Below are 17,200 nucleotides of genomic sequence, written 5' to 3'. Positions count from 1 at the left end.
CTCTTATTAGTAATTTTTTTGTTTACTATATAGCTAGCGTATCAAGATTGCGAAATGTAATACGATGTAAAACAGGCCTTTAGAATCGACCCACGTCGGAATATAAATGACAGAACACTTATTCACTGCGTAAGCAAATCCAGACACTCCCTATTGCACCCTGCGAAATAAAAGGACTGGCATGGTGAATGACTCATTTATGAGCTAATCGTTAATAGACTAATTAATATTCTTAATTACTGGATTTCGTTGGGAGAATTATCAATGTTAAGTAACTTAAGACTAGGCCAACAGTTAACGATTTCGTTTTCTGCTGTCCTTGCCTTGCTACTTGTGGTGTCTGTTGTCGGCTATAGCGGGTTGTCTGAAGGCTATAAGAACTTCACTGACTATCGAGGGCTTGCGCGCAGTTCCAATGAGGCGAGCGAAGCACAATCTACCTTATTGAGTGCCCGACTTGGTGTATTGAAATTCCTGAAAAATCAAGATGCTGCTCAGGTCGACAAGGTTCAGGCCGATATGGCGCGCATCGACGAACTCATCAACACCATCCTTTCTCACGAAAAAGCGCCGGATCGCATCCGCGAACTCGAAGAGTCCAAGAAACTTCTCCAAACATACAGCCAAACATTTGCGCTGGTCGTGAAAGACTTTCAAGACCGCAATGCCCTTGTTTCCAGTCAACTCGACCCAAATGGCCTTAAAATGCGCCAAATCATGTCGGAAGTGATAAAAGATGCGGAGCTTATTGGGGCGGTTGAACCTCTCTTCTATGCCTCACAGATTCAAGAGAAACTTCTTCTTGGACGATTGTTTGCAGCAAAGTTTCTCATCAGTAACTCAGAAGCGGACTTAAAGCGTTCTCTGTCAGAACTAAACAACCTCCTTGTGCCTTTCAGTTCTCTGAAACGCCTCTCCACGTCTCAAGCGAATGTTGAGCGTTCAAACGCCTTCTCAAACGCACACCGTTCTTATATATCTGCACTTGAAGGCACCGCAGTCATCATTACCAAGCGTAACGACCGCATCTCAAACACCTTGGATGTCATAGGCCCACAAGTCACCACCAATTTAAGTGATTTCAAAGCGTCCATCAGAAGTTCGCAAGACACCTTAGGGCCAGAAGCACAAAGTGACAGTGAAGCGGCTGTGCAATTTGTCATGATCGCGTCAGCACTCGCCATTATTGTGGGGATCATCCTTAGCATCATGGTGACAAAAGCGGTCCGAAGACCGATTGGTGGCGAACCACGAAACATTGAAAATATGGCACGCAACATTGCACAAGGCGATCTTACCCAGGATTTTTCAAACAAGAAAAATGCTACGGGCATCTATGCCGCTATGGGTGACATGAGCACCAATTTACGCGACATTGTCACGCAGCTCAAAACATCTCTCGATACTTTGAACGGTGCATCGAACACCTTGGTGGATGTTACCAAAGATACGGCAAATAACTCTGAAGCACAGGCAGATCAGCTCGGTCAAACCTCGCAAGCCATGCATGAGTTGACTGCAACGGTCGACAACATCTCTCAGAATGCGCAACAAGCATCAAACCTGGCCAATCAAGCAGACAGCCATGCTCACCAAGGCCAAACCGTGCTGGATCAAACCCGTGCCAGTATTGATTCGTTGGTGACAAACATGGGGGATGTGAGCGAAACCATCGAGAGCTTAGAAAATGAAACCAAGAACGTGGGAAGCATTTTGGATGTGATCCGCGGCATTGCCGAGCAAACCAACTTGTTGGCGCTGAACGCCGCGATTGAAGCTGCACGCGCGGGTGAACAAGGACGAGGGTTTGCGGTGGTTGCGGATGAAGTGCGAAGCCTCGCAAGTCGAACACAACAAAGCACCGAAGAAATCCAAGAATTAATCTTACGCTTGCAAAGCGAATCGAAGCGTTCAGTGGATTCAATGCGTGTGAGCATGAAAGAAGCGACAGATACCTCAGAGAAAGCCAATAAGACACGCGAAGCCCTTGTGTCGATTACTGAGTCTGTCGCAAGCATCCGCGACATGAACAATCAAATCGCGGTGGCTGCCGAAGAGCAGAATGCGGTGGTGCTGAACATCAACCAATCTGTTGATGAGCTCAATACGCTAGCGAAAAACACGGCGTCTGGCGCAGATACTCTGTCAAAAGAAGCAAGCGGTTTAACATCCATTACCCGCAGCGTGAACGACATTGTTGGGAAATTCTCTCTCGGTTAATTCATAGCACGCTTTCAACAAACAAAAACGCGCCTAACTAGGCGCGTTTTTTCTGTTTGCAACTTTGTGCTTGCTAACGAATGGCTATTTTTGCTTCTCGCTTTCCAAATGGATCAAGTACAAGCGCGCATCAAATTCGTATTGGTGGTAATCCGGCTCCATGTGGCAACAAAGCTGATAGAACGCCTTGTTGTGATCCTTCTCTTTCAGGTGCGCAAGTTCATGCACCACTAACATTCTAAGAAAAGCCTCAGGCGCATCTTTGAACATAGAAGCAATACGAATTTCGTTTTTTGCTTTTAATTTTCCACCGTGCACACGCGACACAAAACTGTGTAATCCCAGTGCGTTGTTGACCACGTGGATTTTACCGTCGTATGCGACTTTGCTTAGCGGGGAAGACTTTTTCAGGTATTGGTTTTTGATGCCCACCACATAGTCATACAATGCCTTCTCAGACGTAATAGTGTGGTTATGTGGGTAACGTTGTTTTAGCCACGCGCCGAGCGCCCCCTTTTCAACAAGCTGCTCTACTTGCGAAATCAGGTGCTCGGGGTAACCATTTAAATAGCGTAAAGTCGGATTCATAAAAAGCATAAGTCAGAGAAAAACCGGGCGTATGCTACCAGTATTGTCGCTTACTTGCTCTTCTTCGTTGAGCCGCGTTCTACCGCTTCACACGGTAGGGTTATAGATTGTGGCGGTAACTGCGGGTCAGAAATATGTTCAAACAACGCATCGATAGTCCGTTGGATCATTTCTTCATTTGGCTGGCGAATGGTCGATAAATCATAAGAACGACTGTTTGCCAAACGAATGTCATCCACGCCCATCACCCCAACATCTTCAGGCACACGCAATCCCAAATCATAACGTAATGCATCCATACCGCCACAGGCCATGATGTCATCGGCATAGAACAAAGCGTCAGGGCGTTCGACACTCTTGAACATGCGAAGGGTCGCATCATACCCAGCGTCGTAGCTAAACTCTCCCCCTTCGATGACTTGCCACTGACTGCAGCCTCGTTCCATCAAGCGACTGATAAAACCACGCTGACGATCGATGGTGGCTGAGGTACCAACAGGGCCCGCAACAAAAGCAGGTTTTGTATACCCCGCATCCAATAACATGTCTGCCGCCATGTTACCTGCCAAGACATTGTCACAGCTCACGACCGTGACACTGTTTTCGCTAGAGTCTCGACCGAAGATGACCGCGGGTGTGTTCTGTGAGCGACACGCATCCACCAATTCTTTGGGAAGGCTTGCTGAGGTAATGATCAAACCATCAACGTTGTACTCCATGACCAATTCAACGGCTTCTTGAATGTCCATGTCGCCGTTCACGTGGATGAGAAGGCTATGGCAGTTTCTGTTTTGAATTTCAGAGGTAAAACGCGACAAGATAGGCAGATAAAAGGGGTTGTTAAAGTCTGTCATCAATATGCCCACCAAGCTCGAGCGCGACTTTATACCTCGCGCCAAACGGTTTGGCTTGTAATTCAATGCCGCTGCCGCCTTAAACACTTTTTCACGCAGAGGGCGAGAAATGCTGGCGTCAGGGTTAAATGCACGTGAAACCGCAGAGACAGAAACACCGGCCGCTTCGGCAACTTCTACAACGGTAACTTTGGGCTTTTTCTTAGGTGGAAATGAAGGTGATTGATTGTCTCTCTTTTCTTTACTGACTGTCATATACCTTCCTGCCGATATTCCTTTCGAAAACGATATTCCATTTCACCTGTGTACACTGCGCCTTACAGTATTCAGGCAATGATAATGAAATTGATTTCAGCTAGATACTGTCAGAGGGCGTCAATCCCCGAGTTAAGTTGTTATTTGTGACATGTATTTGAGCAATTCCTGTTATTCAAAGGCTCCAATAACAGCAAGGGATACAACAAAGGAAACAGGAAAACACGCTTCCTTTGCTGTGGGTTCAAACAAGTATACCGAGATAAGAGACGGTCGCTTATCAGAAAACGACAACCGACCGTGCCTTTCACTCGTTATTCACATTAACGGTACTCGCCCGCCAATTCTTCAACCAGTCCGACGTTGGCTTTTGTCACAAAGCCTGGGCCTGAGTTGATGTTGTTTGAAGGTGCAATGCCATAGCGGTTGTACAATGTAAGTACCATCACTGGCACATAACCTTGCAAGAATGGCTGTTGATCAATACCCCATTGGATGTTGCCATCTTTGATTGCTTGCGCGATTTCGCCGCTCAGGTCAAACGTACCGAAGTAGATGTCACCTAGCTTGCGTGTTTTCTCAAGCGCACGCAGCGTTGGGTGTGCAGACGTTGGGCCAAGTGTAAGTACCGCACCCGTGTCTGGGTTTGAACGAAGGTAAGCCGATACTTTCTTCTCGATGCCCGTTGGATCCTGACCAACATCGATCATTTGGCTGCCCAACTCAACACCCAGCGCATCCGCGAAACCTTGACAACGCTCTACAGAAGCAGGGTTTGTGATGTAGTGGTTTACACACACAAAAGAGGTAACGCCGTCTTTCTTCGCACGTTTACCCGCACCAAAGCCCGCATCATATTCTGGTTGACCCACGTGGAGGATAGCCCCCAGGTCTTCACTTTGCTGATGCGTACCAGAATTCATGGTAACAATTGGAATGCCTTTCTTACGCGCTTTCTCAAGTGGACCTTTCAACACTTCATAATCCGCGATAGTGGTAATGATCCCCTGAGGGTTCGATGCCACAGCTTGCTCGATGATACGTGCCATATCCGCCAGGTCACCTGAAGGTGGGTTACGGTATTCCACTTTTACATCTAACTGCTCACCCGCTTGGTTAATCGCGGTTTTAATGGTGTTCCACCATGAGTCTGAATCAGGCGCATGGCTGATAAGTACGAAACGCTCGCCTTCTGCAAATGCGGTGCTCGGAAGCATTGCACCCATGCTGGCAGCCAAGGCCAAAACAAGTACCGATGCTCTCTTTGCTACAGATCTAAGTAGGGTATTCATCCAGTGTTCTCCAATCTACTTATTGTGTCATGGCTAAGGAACGGGTCTTTCCTTTTGTCCACTTAGCCACGGCGTTTTGGTCGGGCAACATCGCTGCCCTTTTCTTACTCATTTATTGCTCTGTTAAAAGCTTAATTCGCCTCGGCAGTGTCTGCGCGTTCGAATTCTGCTAATTCTGCTTCGAGTGTTTCTAGCTCCTGTCCGCCGGACATCATTTCTAGAATTTGCTCGCGGGTGACGTCTTTCTTCAACCATGTACCCAAGCTCTTACCACGGTTTAACAGGGTAAAGCGGTCGGCAATGGGGAAAGCATGGTGAACATTGTGCGTGATCAAAATAACCGCGAGCCCTTTACCACGAGCCCTTGCAATCACCTTCAATACGTTGGCGGATTGCTTCACACCGAGCGCGGCGGTTGGTTCATCCAAAATCAGCACTTTTGCGCCGAAGTGAATCGCACGGGCGATTGCCAAACATTGGCGTTCACCGCCTGACATGGTGCCGATGGGGTGCTCTGGGTCTCGCACATCAATGCCCATGTCTTTCATGCCCGCTTTCGCGATTTCATTGGCACGTGCTGTATCAAACACTTCAAAAGGCCCAACGCGCTTGGTCAGCTCTCGTCCCATGAAAAAATTACGTGTCACACTCATTAAAGGCACGAGCGCCAAATCTTGATAAACCGTTGCAATACCCGCATCGAGCGCATCACGGGGTGATTTAAACGTCACCGGTTTACCGTCCATCAAGAACTCACCTTCAGACGGCGTATGCACACCGGCCAAGGTTTTTATCAAGGTTGATTTACCTGCCCCGTTGTCGCCAAGCAAGCAATGCACTTCGCCCATTTTGACTTCCATATCGATGTCTTTTAGCGCGATAACAGAGCCAAAATAGCGACTGACTTTTTTCAATTCGAGGATGTATTCAGACATTGTGTTTCTCCTAAAATCCGTTTTCATGTCAACAGTAAGATGTATTCACACCCTGCTATCGCGCGCTCGTTACTTTCTTGCGAATGAAGTTGTTGAACAACACCGCAATCAAAAGCATCACGCCGAGGAAAACGCGGAACCAATCTGAATCCACACCCGTAAAGAAGATACCCATCTGCACCACACCGAAAATCAGTGCACCGAAGAAAGCACCAATCACTGAGCCATAGCCACCCGTGAGCAATGCCCCGCCGATTACCGCGGCAATGATGGCCTCAAACTCTTTCAACAAGCCCCTATCTGCCGCTGCTGAACCAAATTCGAACACCTGACAGGCTGCAAAAACCGTGGCGCAAAATGCGGTGAACATGAACAGCATGATTTTCACGCGATCTGTTGGTACACCCACATTTTTTGCTGCGTTAGCATCGCCGCCTGACGCGAAAATCCAGTTACCGAAACGGGTACGTAGCAGCACAAACGAACACACAGCAGTAAGCAAGAACCACCACACAACCACCATTGGAATGCCTGTCACGACGGGTGTGCCATCAGAATAGGTTTCAATCCAACCAATGCTGCCGAGCCAACTGAACAGCCCTGTCCCGATTTCACCCCCAAACATGGAGGCCAACCAATCACCTTCTGCCACATCACCCACACCTGAAAGGATGGTTTTGTTGGTCAGCATGATTGACAGTGCAATGGTCAAACCGCGAAGAATAAAGAGGAAAGCGAGTGAAACGATAAAGGAAGGAAGCCCCGTCTTCACCACGATATAGCCATTCAAAAAGCCCACGGCCATTGCCCCAGCGAACGCAAATAGGATGGCAGCCCATGCAGGCCAACCCCAATACACCGCAGGGATTGCTATCATCATGCCCGCAAAACCAATCATCGAACCGATGGAAAGGTCAAACTCACCGGCAATCATCAACAAACACGCACCCACGGCGATAATGCCAAGTTGTGCTGATACCGTAGTCCAGTTCATGATGCCGTCGGCATTGAACATGCCTGAATCCCACGCAACCAGTGCGAAGAACACGAAAACTAAAATCGCGCCTGATACTGACCCCAACTCAGGGCGAGATAACAAACCGCTTACAAAGGAAACCTTACGAACTCGCTCATCATTTGCTCCACCTGTTGGTTGAGCCTCCGTTTCTGATGCGGCTTCTTTTACCGACATACTTGCCTCCAATCCTTTTTAGGGCAATTCATTGCCCTGCTCCCAATATTGTCGAACACGAGCAGCAGTTGTGCGCAGAAACCTTTCGCGCACAACCTACTGTCAATTAACTTGCTAACACCGCCTTTTCGATAAAGGCACGGCTTTTCTCAGCGTCGGTTTTGGCATCGCTTTTCGCCGCCGGGTCTGTGTCTTGCTCAACTGTGACCCAGCCTTTGAAATCAATCTCATGCAGCGTTTGACGCACCGCATCGAAATCCACACACCCTTGCCCTAGCGGACAAAAAATGTTGTTGCCAATCGCAGTGTAAAAATCCGTATCTTTCGCAATAGATTGCGCATGTACCTCGGCATTGATGTCTTTGAAATGAAGGTATTTAACGCGGTCTTTGTAGGTACGCAGCACATCACAAGGATCCATGCCCGCGTAAACACAATGACCAGTGTCAACGCACAACGACATCAACTCAGGTGGAAGGTCTCGCATCGCTTTATCAAGCTCATCGCGATACTCGATGTAAGTACCCGCATGGGCGTGCAAGGTCGGTGTGATGCCATATTCAGCACAAATTTCCCCGACACCCCGCAGGGTTTCCATCATGGCATCCCACTGCTCGTCCGTTAGGCGCGTTGCGGTATCCACTTGACCGGCTTGATCGGTGCGAGGTGATGACACGTGGTCGATAACAACAAGGTAAGACGCGCCTTGCTGCTTCAAAATGTCGCAGGTCTTGTGCGTCGTTTCGTAAATACCATCACGCGCTTCGGGCTTGTGAAGATGTACAAACAAAGTGCCAGCCACTAAGCCGAGATCTCGAGAAGCAAGCGCACTTTGTAATGTGCTGGGTTCAGTGGGTAGGTAACCCAATGGACCTAGCTCTGTTGCGCCGTAACCTGCACCAGAAATTTCATCGAGCACTGTTTGCCATGTTGGGTTTGCAGGGTTGTCTGCAAATTCAATTCCCCAAGAGCAGGGTGCATTAGCAATTTTAAGTTCCAATCCGTTGCCTCCTTTGCGTGTTTACCAACGCATCGTTGGTAAGAGTGAGGGCGTATCTGTTTTAAACTTTTCGTCAGATCGTCCGTTCAAGCCTTCTTCCCTGTAAACCTGAACGCCTTCGCCAACACAAAACGTTTAAAGTCTCGTTAACATCTTTTAAACAATTATGGTAATGATTTCACTTTGTCAACGTAATCGGCGTCTCACAACTGAGGAATGTTCGGACGGATACCCTTCTAGAATGAAAATTGGGCGCTATATCCGATTTTTAGCTTTTTTAGTTTTGAAAACATTTTCAAATAATGACTACTATTTCATCAGAAGGGAACGTTAGGAGATTCCAAGGATGACAACAATTAGACTCACTACCGCACAGGCTCTTGTGCGTTACTTAGCGGCACAACAGATTGAAATTGATGGAAAAATAGAACCTTTATTCGGGTGTGCGTTTGCCATATTTGGCCACGGTAACGTCACCTGCTTGGGGCAACAGCTGTTTGAAAACCAATCCGTTTTCCCAACATGGCGCGGACAAAATGAGCAATCCATGGCACTAGCTGCGGTGGCTTACGCCCGCGCAAATCAACGCCGTCGCATCGGTATCGCCACCTCCTCTGTTGGCCCTGGCGCGACCAATATGATCACGGCAGCAGGCGTTGCACACACCAACCGATTGCCTCTTTTGTTGCTGGCTGGTGACACTTTCCAATCACGTTTGCCAGACCCAGTGCTGCAACAGACTGAGCATTTTTCTAACCCATCCCTCACCGTGAATGATGCGTTTAAAACCGTTACGCGCTTCTGGGATCGCATCAATGCGCCGTCACAGCTCACCGTGGCGCTGCCGCAAGCCATTGCGACCATGCTCGATCCTGCGGATTGCGGCCCTGCAATGATTGCTCTGCCTCAAGATGTGCAAGGCCAAGCGTGGGATTTCCCAGAAAGCTTTTTCGCACCAAAAGTGCATCGTATTCGCCGCCCACAACCCGAGCCAATCGAACTGGATTTAGCCGCAGAGGCCATCAAGCAAGCCAAACGCCCTTTGATCATTGCCGGTGGTGGCGTGGCTTATTCCGGCGCACGCAATGCTTTGATTCAGTTTGCTGAGAAACACCAGATACCCGTCGTGGAAACCATTGCAGGACGTACCCTGCTGAGTGCTGATCACCCGCTGAACTGTGGCCCTATTGGCACGACGGGCTCGAACAGTGCCAATCACATGTGTGAAGACGCTGACGTGGTGATTGCCATTGGTACGCGCCTTCAAGATTTCACAACAGGCTCTTGGACCGTCTTCCGTGACCCTGACATGAAGCTCATCAGCATCAATGCAGGCCGTTTTGATGCCACGAAACACATGGCGCAATCCATCATCTCTGATGCGAAGGCGGCTATCGCGCCACTCAGTGATCGATTAGGTAACTGGCAAGCGCAGAGTCATTGGGTCGATAAAGCCGCGACAGAAACTGCCGAATGGCGCGGCGTAGTTGAACAACGCACCGCAGCCACCGACACGGCACTTCCTTCTTACGCCCAAATCATTGGCAAGGTGAACAGCCTTGTGAACGAAGGAGACCGCGTTATCACCGCGGCTGGTGGCCTGCCTGCTGAGCTCAATATGAATTGGCAAGCGACCTACCCGTACTCGCTGGATGTCGAATTTGGTTTCTCGTGCATGGGGTATGAAATCGCGGCGGGCTGGGGCAATAAAATTGCACGACCAGACCACGAATCCATCGTGTTAGTCGGTGATGGTTCCTACCTAATGATGAACTCCGACATATACAGCTCTGTGCTGACCGGCCACAAAATGATCGTGTTGGTGTGTGATAACGGCGGTTTTGCCGTGATCCGCAAACTTCAAACCAACACAGGTAACACTGCATTCAATAACCAACTCGAGGATTGCACCACGGAACGCGATTACGACTTACCGCGCGTCGATTTCGTCAGCCACGCCCGCGGCTTAGGCGCCAACGCAGAAAAAGTGGAACATCTCAGTGATTTTGAGGCTGCATTCAAACGCGCGAAAGCCTCGGACAAAACCTACGTCATTGTCACGGATATTGATGACACCAAGTGGTCTTCCTGTGATGCATGGTGGGAAGTGGGTTTGTCAGAAGTGACTGATAACGAGAGCATTGCCAACGCCCGTGACCAATGGGAAGAAGGCCGTAAACATCAACGCCGTGGCGTGTAATGTTGACCTAACGGATTAGATTTCAGGAGAAGCGCACTATGTTCAATGAAGAAATGCACTTTGAGTCCCCGATTCGTTGGGGCATGGTCGGCGGCGGCCGTGGCAGTGAAATTGGCTACTCACACCGCGCCGCAGCACAGCGCGATAGATTGTTCAGTTTTGTGGCTGGCGCACTGGACCTTAACGCGGAGCGTGGCAAGGAATTTGGTATGAATTTGGGGCTAGCCGCCGACCGTTGCTACCCCGATTACAAAACCATGTTTGCGGAAGAAGCCAAACGTGAAGACGGCATTCAGGCGGTCTCTATCGCGACACCAAACTCTACCCACGCGGAAATCGCCAAGGCGGCGCTAGAAGCGGGTTTGCATGTGGTGTGTGAAAAGCCTGTGACTGTGCATGTCGAAGAAGCCCTTGAACTAAAAGCCTTGGCTGAAAAACAAAACAAAATGCTCGCCGTGATGTATGGCTACTGCGGTTTTCAGATGGTGCACCAAGCCAGAGAAATGGTGCAACGTGGTGACATCGGCGCAGTACGCGTCATTCAAATGAGCTTTGCGCACGGTTTCCACAACACAGAAGTGGAAAAAGACAACCCCGGCGCGAAATGGCGCATGAACCCTGAAGTGTCTGGCCCAAGTTTTATCATCGGCGATTGTGGCACCCACCCTTTCTACATGGCGGGTTTGATCACAGGCCTCAAAGTGAAGTCGTTGATGTGTTCGCGTCAAAGCTTCATCGAATCCCGTGCGCCACTTGAAGACAACGCGCATGTGGTTTTCAACTTTGAAGGTGGCGCGGTCGGCACATTGTGGGCAAGCGCCATCAACAGTGGATCGATGCACCAGCAGAAAATCCGCATTGTTGGCGAAAAAGCCAGCCTCGAGTGGTGGGATGAATATCCGAACCAGCTTCGCTATGAAGTGCAAGGCGAGCCAGTGCGTATTCTAGAACGCGGCATGCCGTATCTTCACAATGATGACCCTGGCGTGTCTGCCAATCGTCAAGGAGGCGGTCACGCTGAGGGCTTCTTCGAATCATGGGCAAATATCTACCATCGCTACGCATTGGCTATCGACGCGTTCGAACGCGGTGACACAGCGTTTCTCGAAAACCATTGGTACCCGAACATCGAAGGTGGCATTGATGGTGTGAAAATGGTGAATGCCTGTGTGCGTTCAGCAGACCAAGGTGCAGTCTGGGTGGATTATGACTAAAAGCATGATTCAACTTTCAGGCTATGAGCAAAATGCCGAACGCCCCATTGATGTCATTTGCTTGGGGCGCGCGGGGGTCGATTTCTATGGCAACACTGACGGTGCGAATTTTGCGCAAGAAGTGAGCTTTAAGAAAAGTGTCGGCGGTTCACCTGGGAACGTGGCCATTGGTCTCGCAACCTTGGGGGCGAAAGCAGGTTTCATTGGTTGCCTCTCTGACGATGCGCTCGGTAATTTTGTTCGCCAGTACATGGTAAACAAAGGCATCGATTTAGCGGGGGTAAAAACCCTCAGAGGCGAATATCGAACCAGCCTCGCAGTGGCAGAACTTCGCCCTGAACCTGAAGTGGTGATTTACCGAAATAACGCCGCAGATCTCGCGTTGTCGCCAGAAGACATCAGCACGAAATACCTCGCCTCAGCGCGGTGCTTGTTCGTGTCCGGTACAGCCTTGTCCGTTAGCCCGTCACGTGAAGCTACGTTGGCGGCCATGCAAACCGCGCAGCTCAATGGCACGCAGGTGGTTCTCGATCTCGACTATCGCCCTTACTCTTGGGCTTCACCCGAAGATCCACCGCATTTCTACAAACTTGCCGCGTCGTTCAGCGACATCGTGATTGGCAACAAGGAAGAATTTGACGTCATGGGTGTGCCTCATGATGTCTCGGACAGCCACATTAACGCAGCCTCGGAGTTACTCAGTGGCGGCACAGAGATCGTTGTGGTGAAAGCAGGATCGGAAGGCTGCGACGTGTTTGGTCTCGACAGCAACGGCGACCTCGCCCACTTGTCGCAACCCATTTTTCGTGTTGAAGCGCGCAAGCCTTATGGCGCAGGCGATGCCTTTGCCGCCGCCCTGCTGTTTGGCTTGCTTAACCAATTTTCCTTGAGTGATGCCGTCGCCATGGGCGCGGCTAACGCAGCCATCAATGTCACGGGGGACACCTGTGCCGACGCCATGTCGACATTTCCCGATCTCTCTAATTTCATGCTGGCACGCGGACATCAATTGTTAAGAACATAAACGAGGGCTGGCGGCATACCGTTAGCCTTATCGAATCAAGATTCACGGAATGAATAAGGAGTTCATCATGGGAAAGCATATCCCTCCGTTTGATAACAAGAATGAGCCAGTCATCGGCGTAGATGATGACACCACCCCATTGTGCTATTTCAACCCAGTGAAACTACACCAAGGTGCAAGTTACAGCTACTCGCTAGAAAATTATGAATCCGCCGTGGTACTTGCAGGCGGCACCTGTGACATCACGGTCGATGGCGAAACCTACAACAACATCGGCAAACGCGCTCATGTATGGGATGGCGATCCTGCTGCTGTGTACGCGCCTGTCGGCAGTGAAGTCACCATCACTTGTGTTTCTGACACCGCCGATGTGATGATTGCTGGTGGACGCTTTACGCCAGAAGAAGGCAGCGAACCACTCACGTCATTTGCCATTGCGCCAGAAGACACAGACAAAATCCAATATGGCAGTGACGACACCAAAACCCACCGCAAGATTAAGCACATTCTTGGTCAGAAAAACGCAGACCAGCGCGGCCGTCTATTAGTCAGTGAGTTGTTTACTGTTGGCGCTGGCGGTTGGTCAGGCTTCCCGCCGCATAAGCATGATGAAGAGCGCCCACCTGCAGAAACACGCTACGAAGAAGTGTACCAATTCAGGTTTAACCCGGACTTTGGGTTTGGCGCGCAGTTCCTTTACGAACACGAAGATGATTTTGGCCCTGTCTACCATGTGCGTACGGGCAGCGTGATTGCGATTGATAAGGGCTATCACCCTTCCGTCGCCGCCCCAGGCTATGAAATGTACTACTTCACGATCATCGTGGGTGAGAGCAGCAAATCGCTGGTTCAACACTTCGACCCGCACCATGAATATCAGGTTCACACCATTCCTGGTATCAAAGACATGGTGGCGAAGTTTAAGTAACGCACCAACATTCACAGGGAAGATGCAATGTTAGTTAACCTCAACGATTTACTCCCCGATGCCGCCGTGTCAGACGGCGCTATCGCCTGCTGCAATGTGTTTGGGCTTGAAGAAGCTCAAGCTATCATCGCGGCCGCGGAAGCACGTTCGCTGCCCGTTATCCTGGCGGTGAACAAAGACATGGTAGACCTTGCGGGTGTCGAAGCCATGGCAGGAATGCTGGTTCCAATGGCGAAAGCAGCGTCAGTGCCTGTGTGTGTGCATCTCGATCATTGTTACGAAGAAGCCATCGTCTATCGCGCCATTCATGCAGGGTTTAGCTCTGTGATGTTTGATGGCTCGCAACTGCCCCTCGACGAGAACATTCGTCGCACCCGTCAAGTGGTTGAAGTGGCACATGCAGTCGGGGTGTCCGTTGAAGGTGAACTGGGTTCCGTGCCTTATCAAGAAGGGCGAGATCACATCAAATCTCAGTCAACAGACCCTGCTGAAGCCACCCGGTATGCACAAGAAAGCGGCATAGATGCCTTGGCTGTGTCTGTCGGCAATGTGCACCGTAAAACCGAAGCAGATAGCCCGATTGAGTTTGAACTGCTCAAGCAGATAGAAATGGCGACCACGCTTCCCTTAGTGATTCATGGCACAACAGGCATTGCGGAAGCCGACCTCTTAAAACTTAAGCAACAACGCGTCGCCAAGTTCAATGTCGGTACAACCTTCCGCGTCGCTTTCGGCAATGCGATTCGTGATTGCATGGCGCAAGAACCTGATAAATACGACCGTCAATATTTCGCAGGTAAAGCAATGCCCGCCTTGCAAGCAGAAGCAGAGCGCGTGCTTGCACTGCTGTCAGCCAGCAGGCAACCGTTGCTGAAATAAGGCATCGCAACACAACGGGTAAATGGACTCTTTTAAAAGGACGTAACAATGAGCAAGGCATACCGCAAACTGGGAAGAAGATTGAGATTAGGCGTAATTGGCGGAGGGCCAGATTCTTTCATTGGCTCCATCCATCGCTCCGCTGCCACCATGCACGAAGAATTTGAGGTGGTTGCCGGCGTTTTCTCTTCCAACCCAGAACGTTCCATCGCGGCGGGAAAAGCCATGGGCATCGAGCGCCCGTACGCCGATCCTGATGCCTTGTTTGCTGGCGAAGCCTTTGCAACAAACCCCATTGATGCACTTGCTATCATGACACCCAATAACAGCCATTATGAATTGTCTTGCCATGCCCTTGAGGCCGGGTTCAACGTATTTTGCGAAAAGCCATTAACCATGACCGAAGACGAATCCGCCGATTTGGTTAAACGCGTGAAAGCGTCAGGCAAACGGTACTGCGTCGCTTACGGCTACAGTGGCTATGCCATGGTGCGACAAGCCCGTGAAATGGTGGCACAAGGCCTTATTGGTGACATCACCATGGTCCAAAGCAACTATGTTCAAGGCCACCTTGCCGAGCTCACGGAATCGGAACGTGCAGGATCAAACTGGCACATGAAACCCGAACTGGCAGGGCCTTCCCTCATTCTTGGCGACATTGCCACACACAGCTACCACCTTTCCAGCTATGTCATGGGGATGGAAGCCTCGTCGTTAAGTGCTGACGTGACCGCCATTGTGGAAGGTCGCAACGCCGATGATTATTGCGGCATTTTGCTCCGCTACCCAAACAAGGCACGGGGTGTTTTCTGGGTAACGCAAGCGGCTGCAGGTGGCGTGCATGGTTTGAACTTCACCGTTTATGGCACCAAAGGTGGATTGGAATGGCACCAAGAACAGCCCAATGAATTGATCGTTCGCCCTATCGACAAGCCTGCATATGTGCTCACCAAAGGGGGGATTGGGCTTTCAGAAGCGGGAAGACGTGTTTCCCATGTGGCCATTGGACACCCTGAAGGCTACCGCGAAGCCTTCGCCAATCTGTATTTCGATTTTGCATCGAACATTGTGGATGACCTGCTGGGCGAGCAGCCCGAACCTTTCAGCCTGTGGAACCCCACCGTGGAAGAAGGCGCGTACGGCATGGCGTTTGTTTATGCCGCCGTGCGTTCGTCAGACAACGACGGAAAGTGGGAACCGCTAAAAAATCTCACCCAATAGCAAACGCTCAACGTCCAACGTTTGCTACTGAAAAACGGTTTACGTTTGCGAGCAGATAACCTGTCGTCGGCCTGCTCGCCTTTTTATTGCGCCCAATATACCCTTCACTCTCCTTCTTCTCTCTCTTCACACACAATTTCCATTCGGCAAATCCCTCGTCGCAAATAGATAAACTAAGCTTAGAAATCAGACAACAATGACAAACCGATTAGCGATACATTGGGGGCGGGAAAGCATTCCATTGGAGGATTTATGAGTGATAAAAAAGTCGCCCTTTTCGGCTGGCACCCTGACGTTGTTAACTACGATAAATGGCCAGGCATGAGCGCAGAAAAATTGCTGGCGGCATTAGAAGGCGACCGCGATAACTTAGTATCACTCGGTTATGACGTTGTGCTGCACTTTATTCGTGATGGTGACACGGCGTTTGAGACGGCGACCAAAGCGCTCGAAGGGCAAGGCTACGATTGCGTGTTAATTGGTGCGGGTGTGCGTCGTGATGATGATCATTTCCTCGTCTTCGAACGCTTAGTCAATGCCGCACACATGGCAGCCCCTGAAGCGGCCATTTGTTTCAATACCAACCCAAGCGACACTGCCGAGGCCATAAAACGATGGATCTAGTCTTAGCGGTTGGTATCACCCACTGGTTTTAGCGGAACGAAAAAGGAAACGGTGAATGACGGAACTGGATGAAAGAGCCATTGATTGCCCGTATTGCGGCGAGTCGATTCAGGTGCTTATCAACAGTGAAGACAGTGGGCAGCAATACATTGAAGATTGCCAAGTCTGCTGTCGGCCGATTACCTTTTTCGTTCAACAAGAGCACGATGGCTCTCTTTATGTCTCAGTGCACGACGAAAACGATGCATTTTGAACACAATAACGCGCTTTTAACCCAATACGCTTCAAGGAAGAATACACGATGAAAGCATCAACAATCGGGTTCAAACCTGATTATGACGAAGACGCACCTACCATTGATGATGTCACGCACCTGAAAGGCTTGGCGGTGATCGAATTTGGCGCACCTTGGTGCCCTCATTGCCAAGGCGCGCAGGACGCAATCAAAGAGGTACTCGAGCCTACCTCAATGCTTCATATCAAGGTCTTTGATGGCAAAGGAAAACCGCTTGGTCGTCACTTTAAGGTGAAACTCTGGCCAACGGTGATTTTGCTAAAAGACGGCGTGGAAGTGGCGCGGGTTGTTCGCCCAACAGAGACGCATGAAGTGCTAGCCATCATGGAAGAGGCTTGAACATTCGTTAGCTCGGCGTCAGCCTGTATGTAGAAAAAAGAAGGTGGCTAAGCCACCTTCTTTCGTTTCCCGTATCGAATGTGCGTCTCGATTTACTCGGGTATCCGCTAGCCAACGGAATCGCTGATGACGCGTGTTAC

Annotated in this window: 16 protein-coding genes; 10 read left to right on the top strand and 6 right to left on the bottom strand. The window is 50.1% G+C overall.

From position 1 onward, the window contains the following. Positions 1 to 264: 264 nt before the first annotated feature. On the top strand, positions 265 to 2,220 hold the full coding sequence (locus EQP46_RS12710; protein WP_129494020.1) for a methyl-accepting chemotaxis protein: 1,956 nt from the start codon (positions 265 to 267) through the stop codon (positions 2,218 to 2,220). 84 nt (positions 2,221 to 2,304) lie between these two features. Here the strand turns inward: EQP46_RS12710 and EQP46_RS12705 are convergent, their stop codons facing one another. The 6 genes from EQP46_RS12705 to EQP46_RS12680 form a co-directional block, all read right to left on the bottom strand. Continuing rightward, positions 2,305 to 2,808, bottom strand: coding sequence for a M48 metallopeptidase family protein (locus EQP46_RS12705; RefSeq protein ID WP_129494019.1), 504 nt, complete (start codon positions 2,806 to 2,808; stop codon positions 2,305 to 2,307). A gap of 50 nt (positions 2,809 to 2,858) precedes the next feature. After that, complete coding sequence (locus EQP46_RS12700) at positions 2,859 to 3,917, bottom strand: LacI family DNA-binding transcriptional regulator (RefSeq protein WP_129494018.1); 1,059 nt, start codon at positions 3,915 to 3,917, stop codon at positions 2,859 to 2,861. Between the two features lie 323 nt (positions 3,918 to 4,240). Continuing rightward, on the bottom strand, positions 4,241 to 5,209 hold the full coding sequence (locus EQP46_RS12695; protein WP_240671722.1) for a sugar ABC transporter substrate-binding protein: 969 nt from the start codon (positions 5,207 to 5,209) through the stop codon (positions 4,241 to 4,243). 131 nt (positions 5,210 to 5,340) lie between these two features. Further along, a complete protein-coding gene (locus tag EQP46_RS12690; RefSeq protein ID WP_129494017.1) occupies positions 5,341 to 6,144 on the bottom strand; it encodes an ATP-binding cassette domain-containing protein in 804 nt (267 codons plus the stop codon). A 55-nt stretch (positions 6,145 to 6,199) separates the two neighbouring features. Then, positions 6,200 to 7,336 (bottom strand): ABC transporter permease, encoded by a 1,137-nt coding sequence (locus EQP46_RS12685; RefSeq protein ID WP_129494016.1) that lies wholly within the window; start codon positions 7,334 to 7,336, stop codon positions 6,200 to 6,202. 106 nt (positions 7,337 to 7,442) lie between these two features. Further along, a complete protein-coding gene (locus EQP46_RS12680) occupies positions 7,443 to 8,336 on the bottom strand; it encodes a TIM barrel protein (RefSeq protein ID WP_129494015.1) in 894 nt (297 codons plus the stop codon). A 346-nt stretch (positions 8,337 to 8,682) separates the two neighbouring features. On the opposite strand from EQP46_RS12680, the gene iolD reads away from it, so the two are divergent. The 9 genes from iolD to EQP46_RS12635 all read left to right on the top strand — a co-directional run bounded on the left by iolD (position 8,683) and on the right by EQP46_RS12635 (position 17,060). After that, positions 8,683 to 10,536: a 3D-(3,5/4)-trihydroxycyclohexane-1,2-dione acylhydrolase (decyclizing) gene (gene iolD / locus EQP46_RS12675; protein WP_129494014.1), complete on the top strand. Its 1,854-nt coding sequence runs from the start codon at positions 8,683 to 8,685 to the stop codon at positions 10,534 to 10,536. 38 nt (positions 10,537 to 10,574) lie between these two features. Next, the gene (locus EQP46_RS12670) at positions 10,575 to 11,750 is read left to right on the top strand and encodes a Gfo/Idh/MocA family protein (RefSeq protein WP_129494013.1); all 1,176 of its coding nucleotides are present in this window, start codon (positions 10,575 to 10,577) and stop codon (positions 11,748 to 11,750) included. Then, positions 11,743 to 12,774 (top strand): 5-dehydro-2-deoxygluconokinase, encoded by a 1,032-nt coding sequence (gene iolC / locus EQP46_RS12665; RefSeq protein ID WP_129494012.1) that lies wholly within the window; start codon positions 11,743 to 11,745, stop codon positions 12,772 to 12,774. Before EQP46_RS12670 ends, iolC begins: the two co-directional genes overlap by 8 nt. Before the next feature lie 67 nt (positions 12,775 to 12,841). Beyond that, a complete protein-coding gene (locus tag EQP46_RS12660; protein ID WP_129494011.1) occupies positions 12,842 to 13,702 on the top strand; it encodes a 5-deoxy-glucuronate isomerase in 861 nt (286 codons plus the stop codon). Positions 13,703 to 13,729: 27 nt separating this feature from the next. Further along, positions 13,730 to 14,581 carry a class II fructose-bisphosphate aldolase gene (locus EQP46_RS12655; RefSeq protein ID WP_129494010.1) on the top strand — a complete coding sequence of 284 codons (852 nt, stop codon included), beginning with the start codon at positions 13,730 to 13,732 and terminating at the stop codon, positions 14,579 to 14,581. Positions 14,582 to 14,629: 48 nt separating this feature from the next. After that, positions 14,630 to 15,802 carry a Gfo/Idh/MocA family protein gene (locus EQP46_RS12650; RefSeq protein ID WP_129494009.1) on the top strand — a complete coding sequence of 391 codons (1,173 nt, stop codon included), beginning with the start codon at positions 14,630 to 14,632 and terminating at the stop codon, positions 15,800 to 15,802. A 252-nt stretch (positions 15,803 to 16,054) separates the two neighbouring features. Then, entirely contained in the window at positions 16,055 to 16,426 is a 372-nt protein-coding gene (locus tag EQP46_RS12645) for a hypothetical protein (RefSeq protein ID WP_129494008.1), read from the top strand. 55 nt (positions 16,427 to 16,481) lie between these two features. Beyond that, positions 16,482 to 16,679 carry a CPXCG motif-containing cysteine-rich protein gene (locus EQP46_RS12640; protein ID WP_129494007.1) on the top strand — a complete coding sequence of 66 codons (198 nt, stop codon included), beginning with the start codon at positions 16,482 to 16,484 and terminating at the stop codon, positions 16,677 to 16,679. A gap of 48 nt (positions 16,680 to 16,727) precedes the next feature. Beyond that, positions 16,728 to 17,060, top strand: a complete 333-nt coding sequence (locus EQP46_RS12635; RefSeq protein ID WP_129494006.1) for a thioredoxin family protein — start codon at positions 16,728 to 16,730, stop codon at positions 17,058 to 17,060. The last annotated feature ends 140 nt before the right edge of the window (positions 17,061 to 17,200 follow it).

Origin of the sequence: Enterovibrio baiacu (genome assembly GCF_004120195.1) — a bacterium.
GTDB lineage: Bacteria > Pseudomonadota > Gammaproteobacteria > Enterobacterales > Vibrionaceae > Enterovibrio > Enterovibrio baiacui.
Note: the sequence above shows the minus strand (reverse complement) of the source record. Positions and strands in the feature narration are given on the sequence as shown.

Excerpts from the sequence above, each read along its gene's own strand:
- EQP46_RS12710 (WP_129494020.1), top strand. The coding sequence starts at position 265 with ATGTTAAGTAACTTAAGACTAGGCCAACAGTTAACGATTTCGTTTTCT.
- EQP46_RS12705 (WP_129494019.1), bottom strand. The coding sequence starts at position 2,808 with ATGAATCCGACTTTACGCTATTTAAATGGTTACCCCGAGCACCTGATT.
- EQP46_RS12700 (WP_129494018.1), bottom strand. The coding sequence starts at position 3,917 with ATGACAGTCAGTAAAGAAAAGAGAGACAATCAATCACCTTCATTTCCA.
- EQP46_RS12695 (WP_240671722.1), bottom strand. The coding sequence starts at position 5,209 with ATGAATACCCTACTTAGATCTGTAGCAAAGAGAGCATCGGTACTTGTT.
- EQP46_RS12690 (WP_129494017.1), bottom strand. The coding sequence starts at position 6,144 with ATGTCTGAATACATCCTCGAATTGAAAAAAGTCAGTCGCTATTTTGGC.
- EQP46_RS12685 (WP_129494016.1), bottom strand. The coding sequence starts at position 7,336 with ATGTCGGTAAAAGAAGCCGCATCAGAAACGGAGGCTCAACCAACAGGT.
- iolD (WP_129494014.1), top strand. The coding sequence starts at position 8,683 with ATGACAACAATTAGACTCACTACCGCACAGGCTCTTGTGCGTTACTTA.
- EQP46_RS12670 (WP_129494013.1), top strand. The coding sequence starts at position 10,575 with ATGTTCAATGAAGAAATGCACTTTGAGTCCCCGATTCGTTGGGGCATG.
- iolC (WP_129494012.1), top strand. The coding sequence starts at position 11,743 with ATGACTAAAAGCATGATTCAACTTTCAGGCTATGAGCAAAATGCCGAA.
- EQP46_RS12660 (WP_129494011.1), top strand. The coding sequence starts at position 12,842 with ATGGGAAAGCATATCCCTCCGTTTGATAACAAGAATGAGCCAGTCATC.
- EQP46_RS12655 (WP_129494010.1), top strand. The coding sequence starts at position 13,730 with ATGTTAGTTAACCTCAACGATTTACTCCCCGATGCCGCCGTGTCAGAC.
- EQP46_RS12650 (WP_129494009.1), top strand. The coding sequence starts at position 14,630 with ATGAGCAAGGCATACCGCAAACTGGGAAGAAGATTGAGATTAGGCGTA.
- EQP46_RS12645 (WP_129494008.1), top strand. The coding sequence starts at position 16,055 with ATGAGTGATAAAAAAGTCGCCCTTTTCGGCTGGCACCCTGACGTTGTT.
- EQP46_RS12640 (WP_129494007.1), top strand. The coding sequence starts at position 16,482 with ATGACGGAACTGGATGAAAGAGCCATTGATTGCCCGTATTGCGGCGAG.
- EQP46_RS12635 (WP_129494006.1), top strand. The coding sequence starts at position 16,728 with ATGAAAGCATCAACAATCGGGTTCAAACCTGATTATGACGAAGACGCA.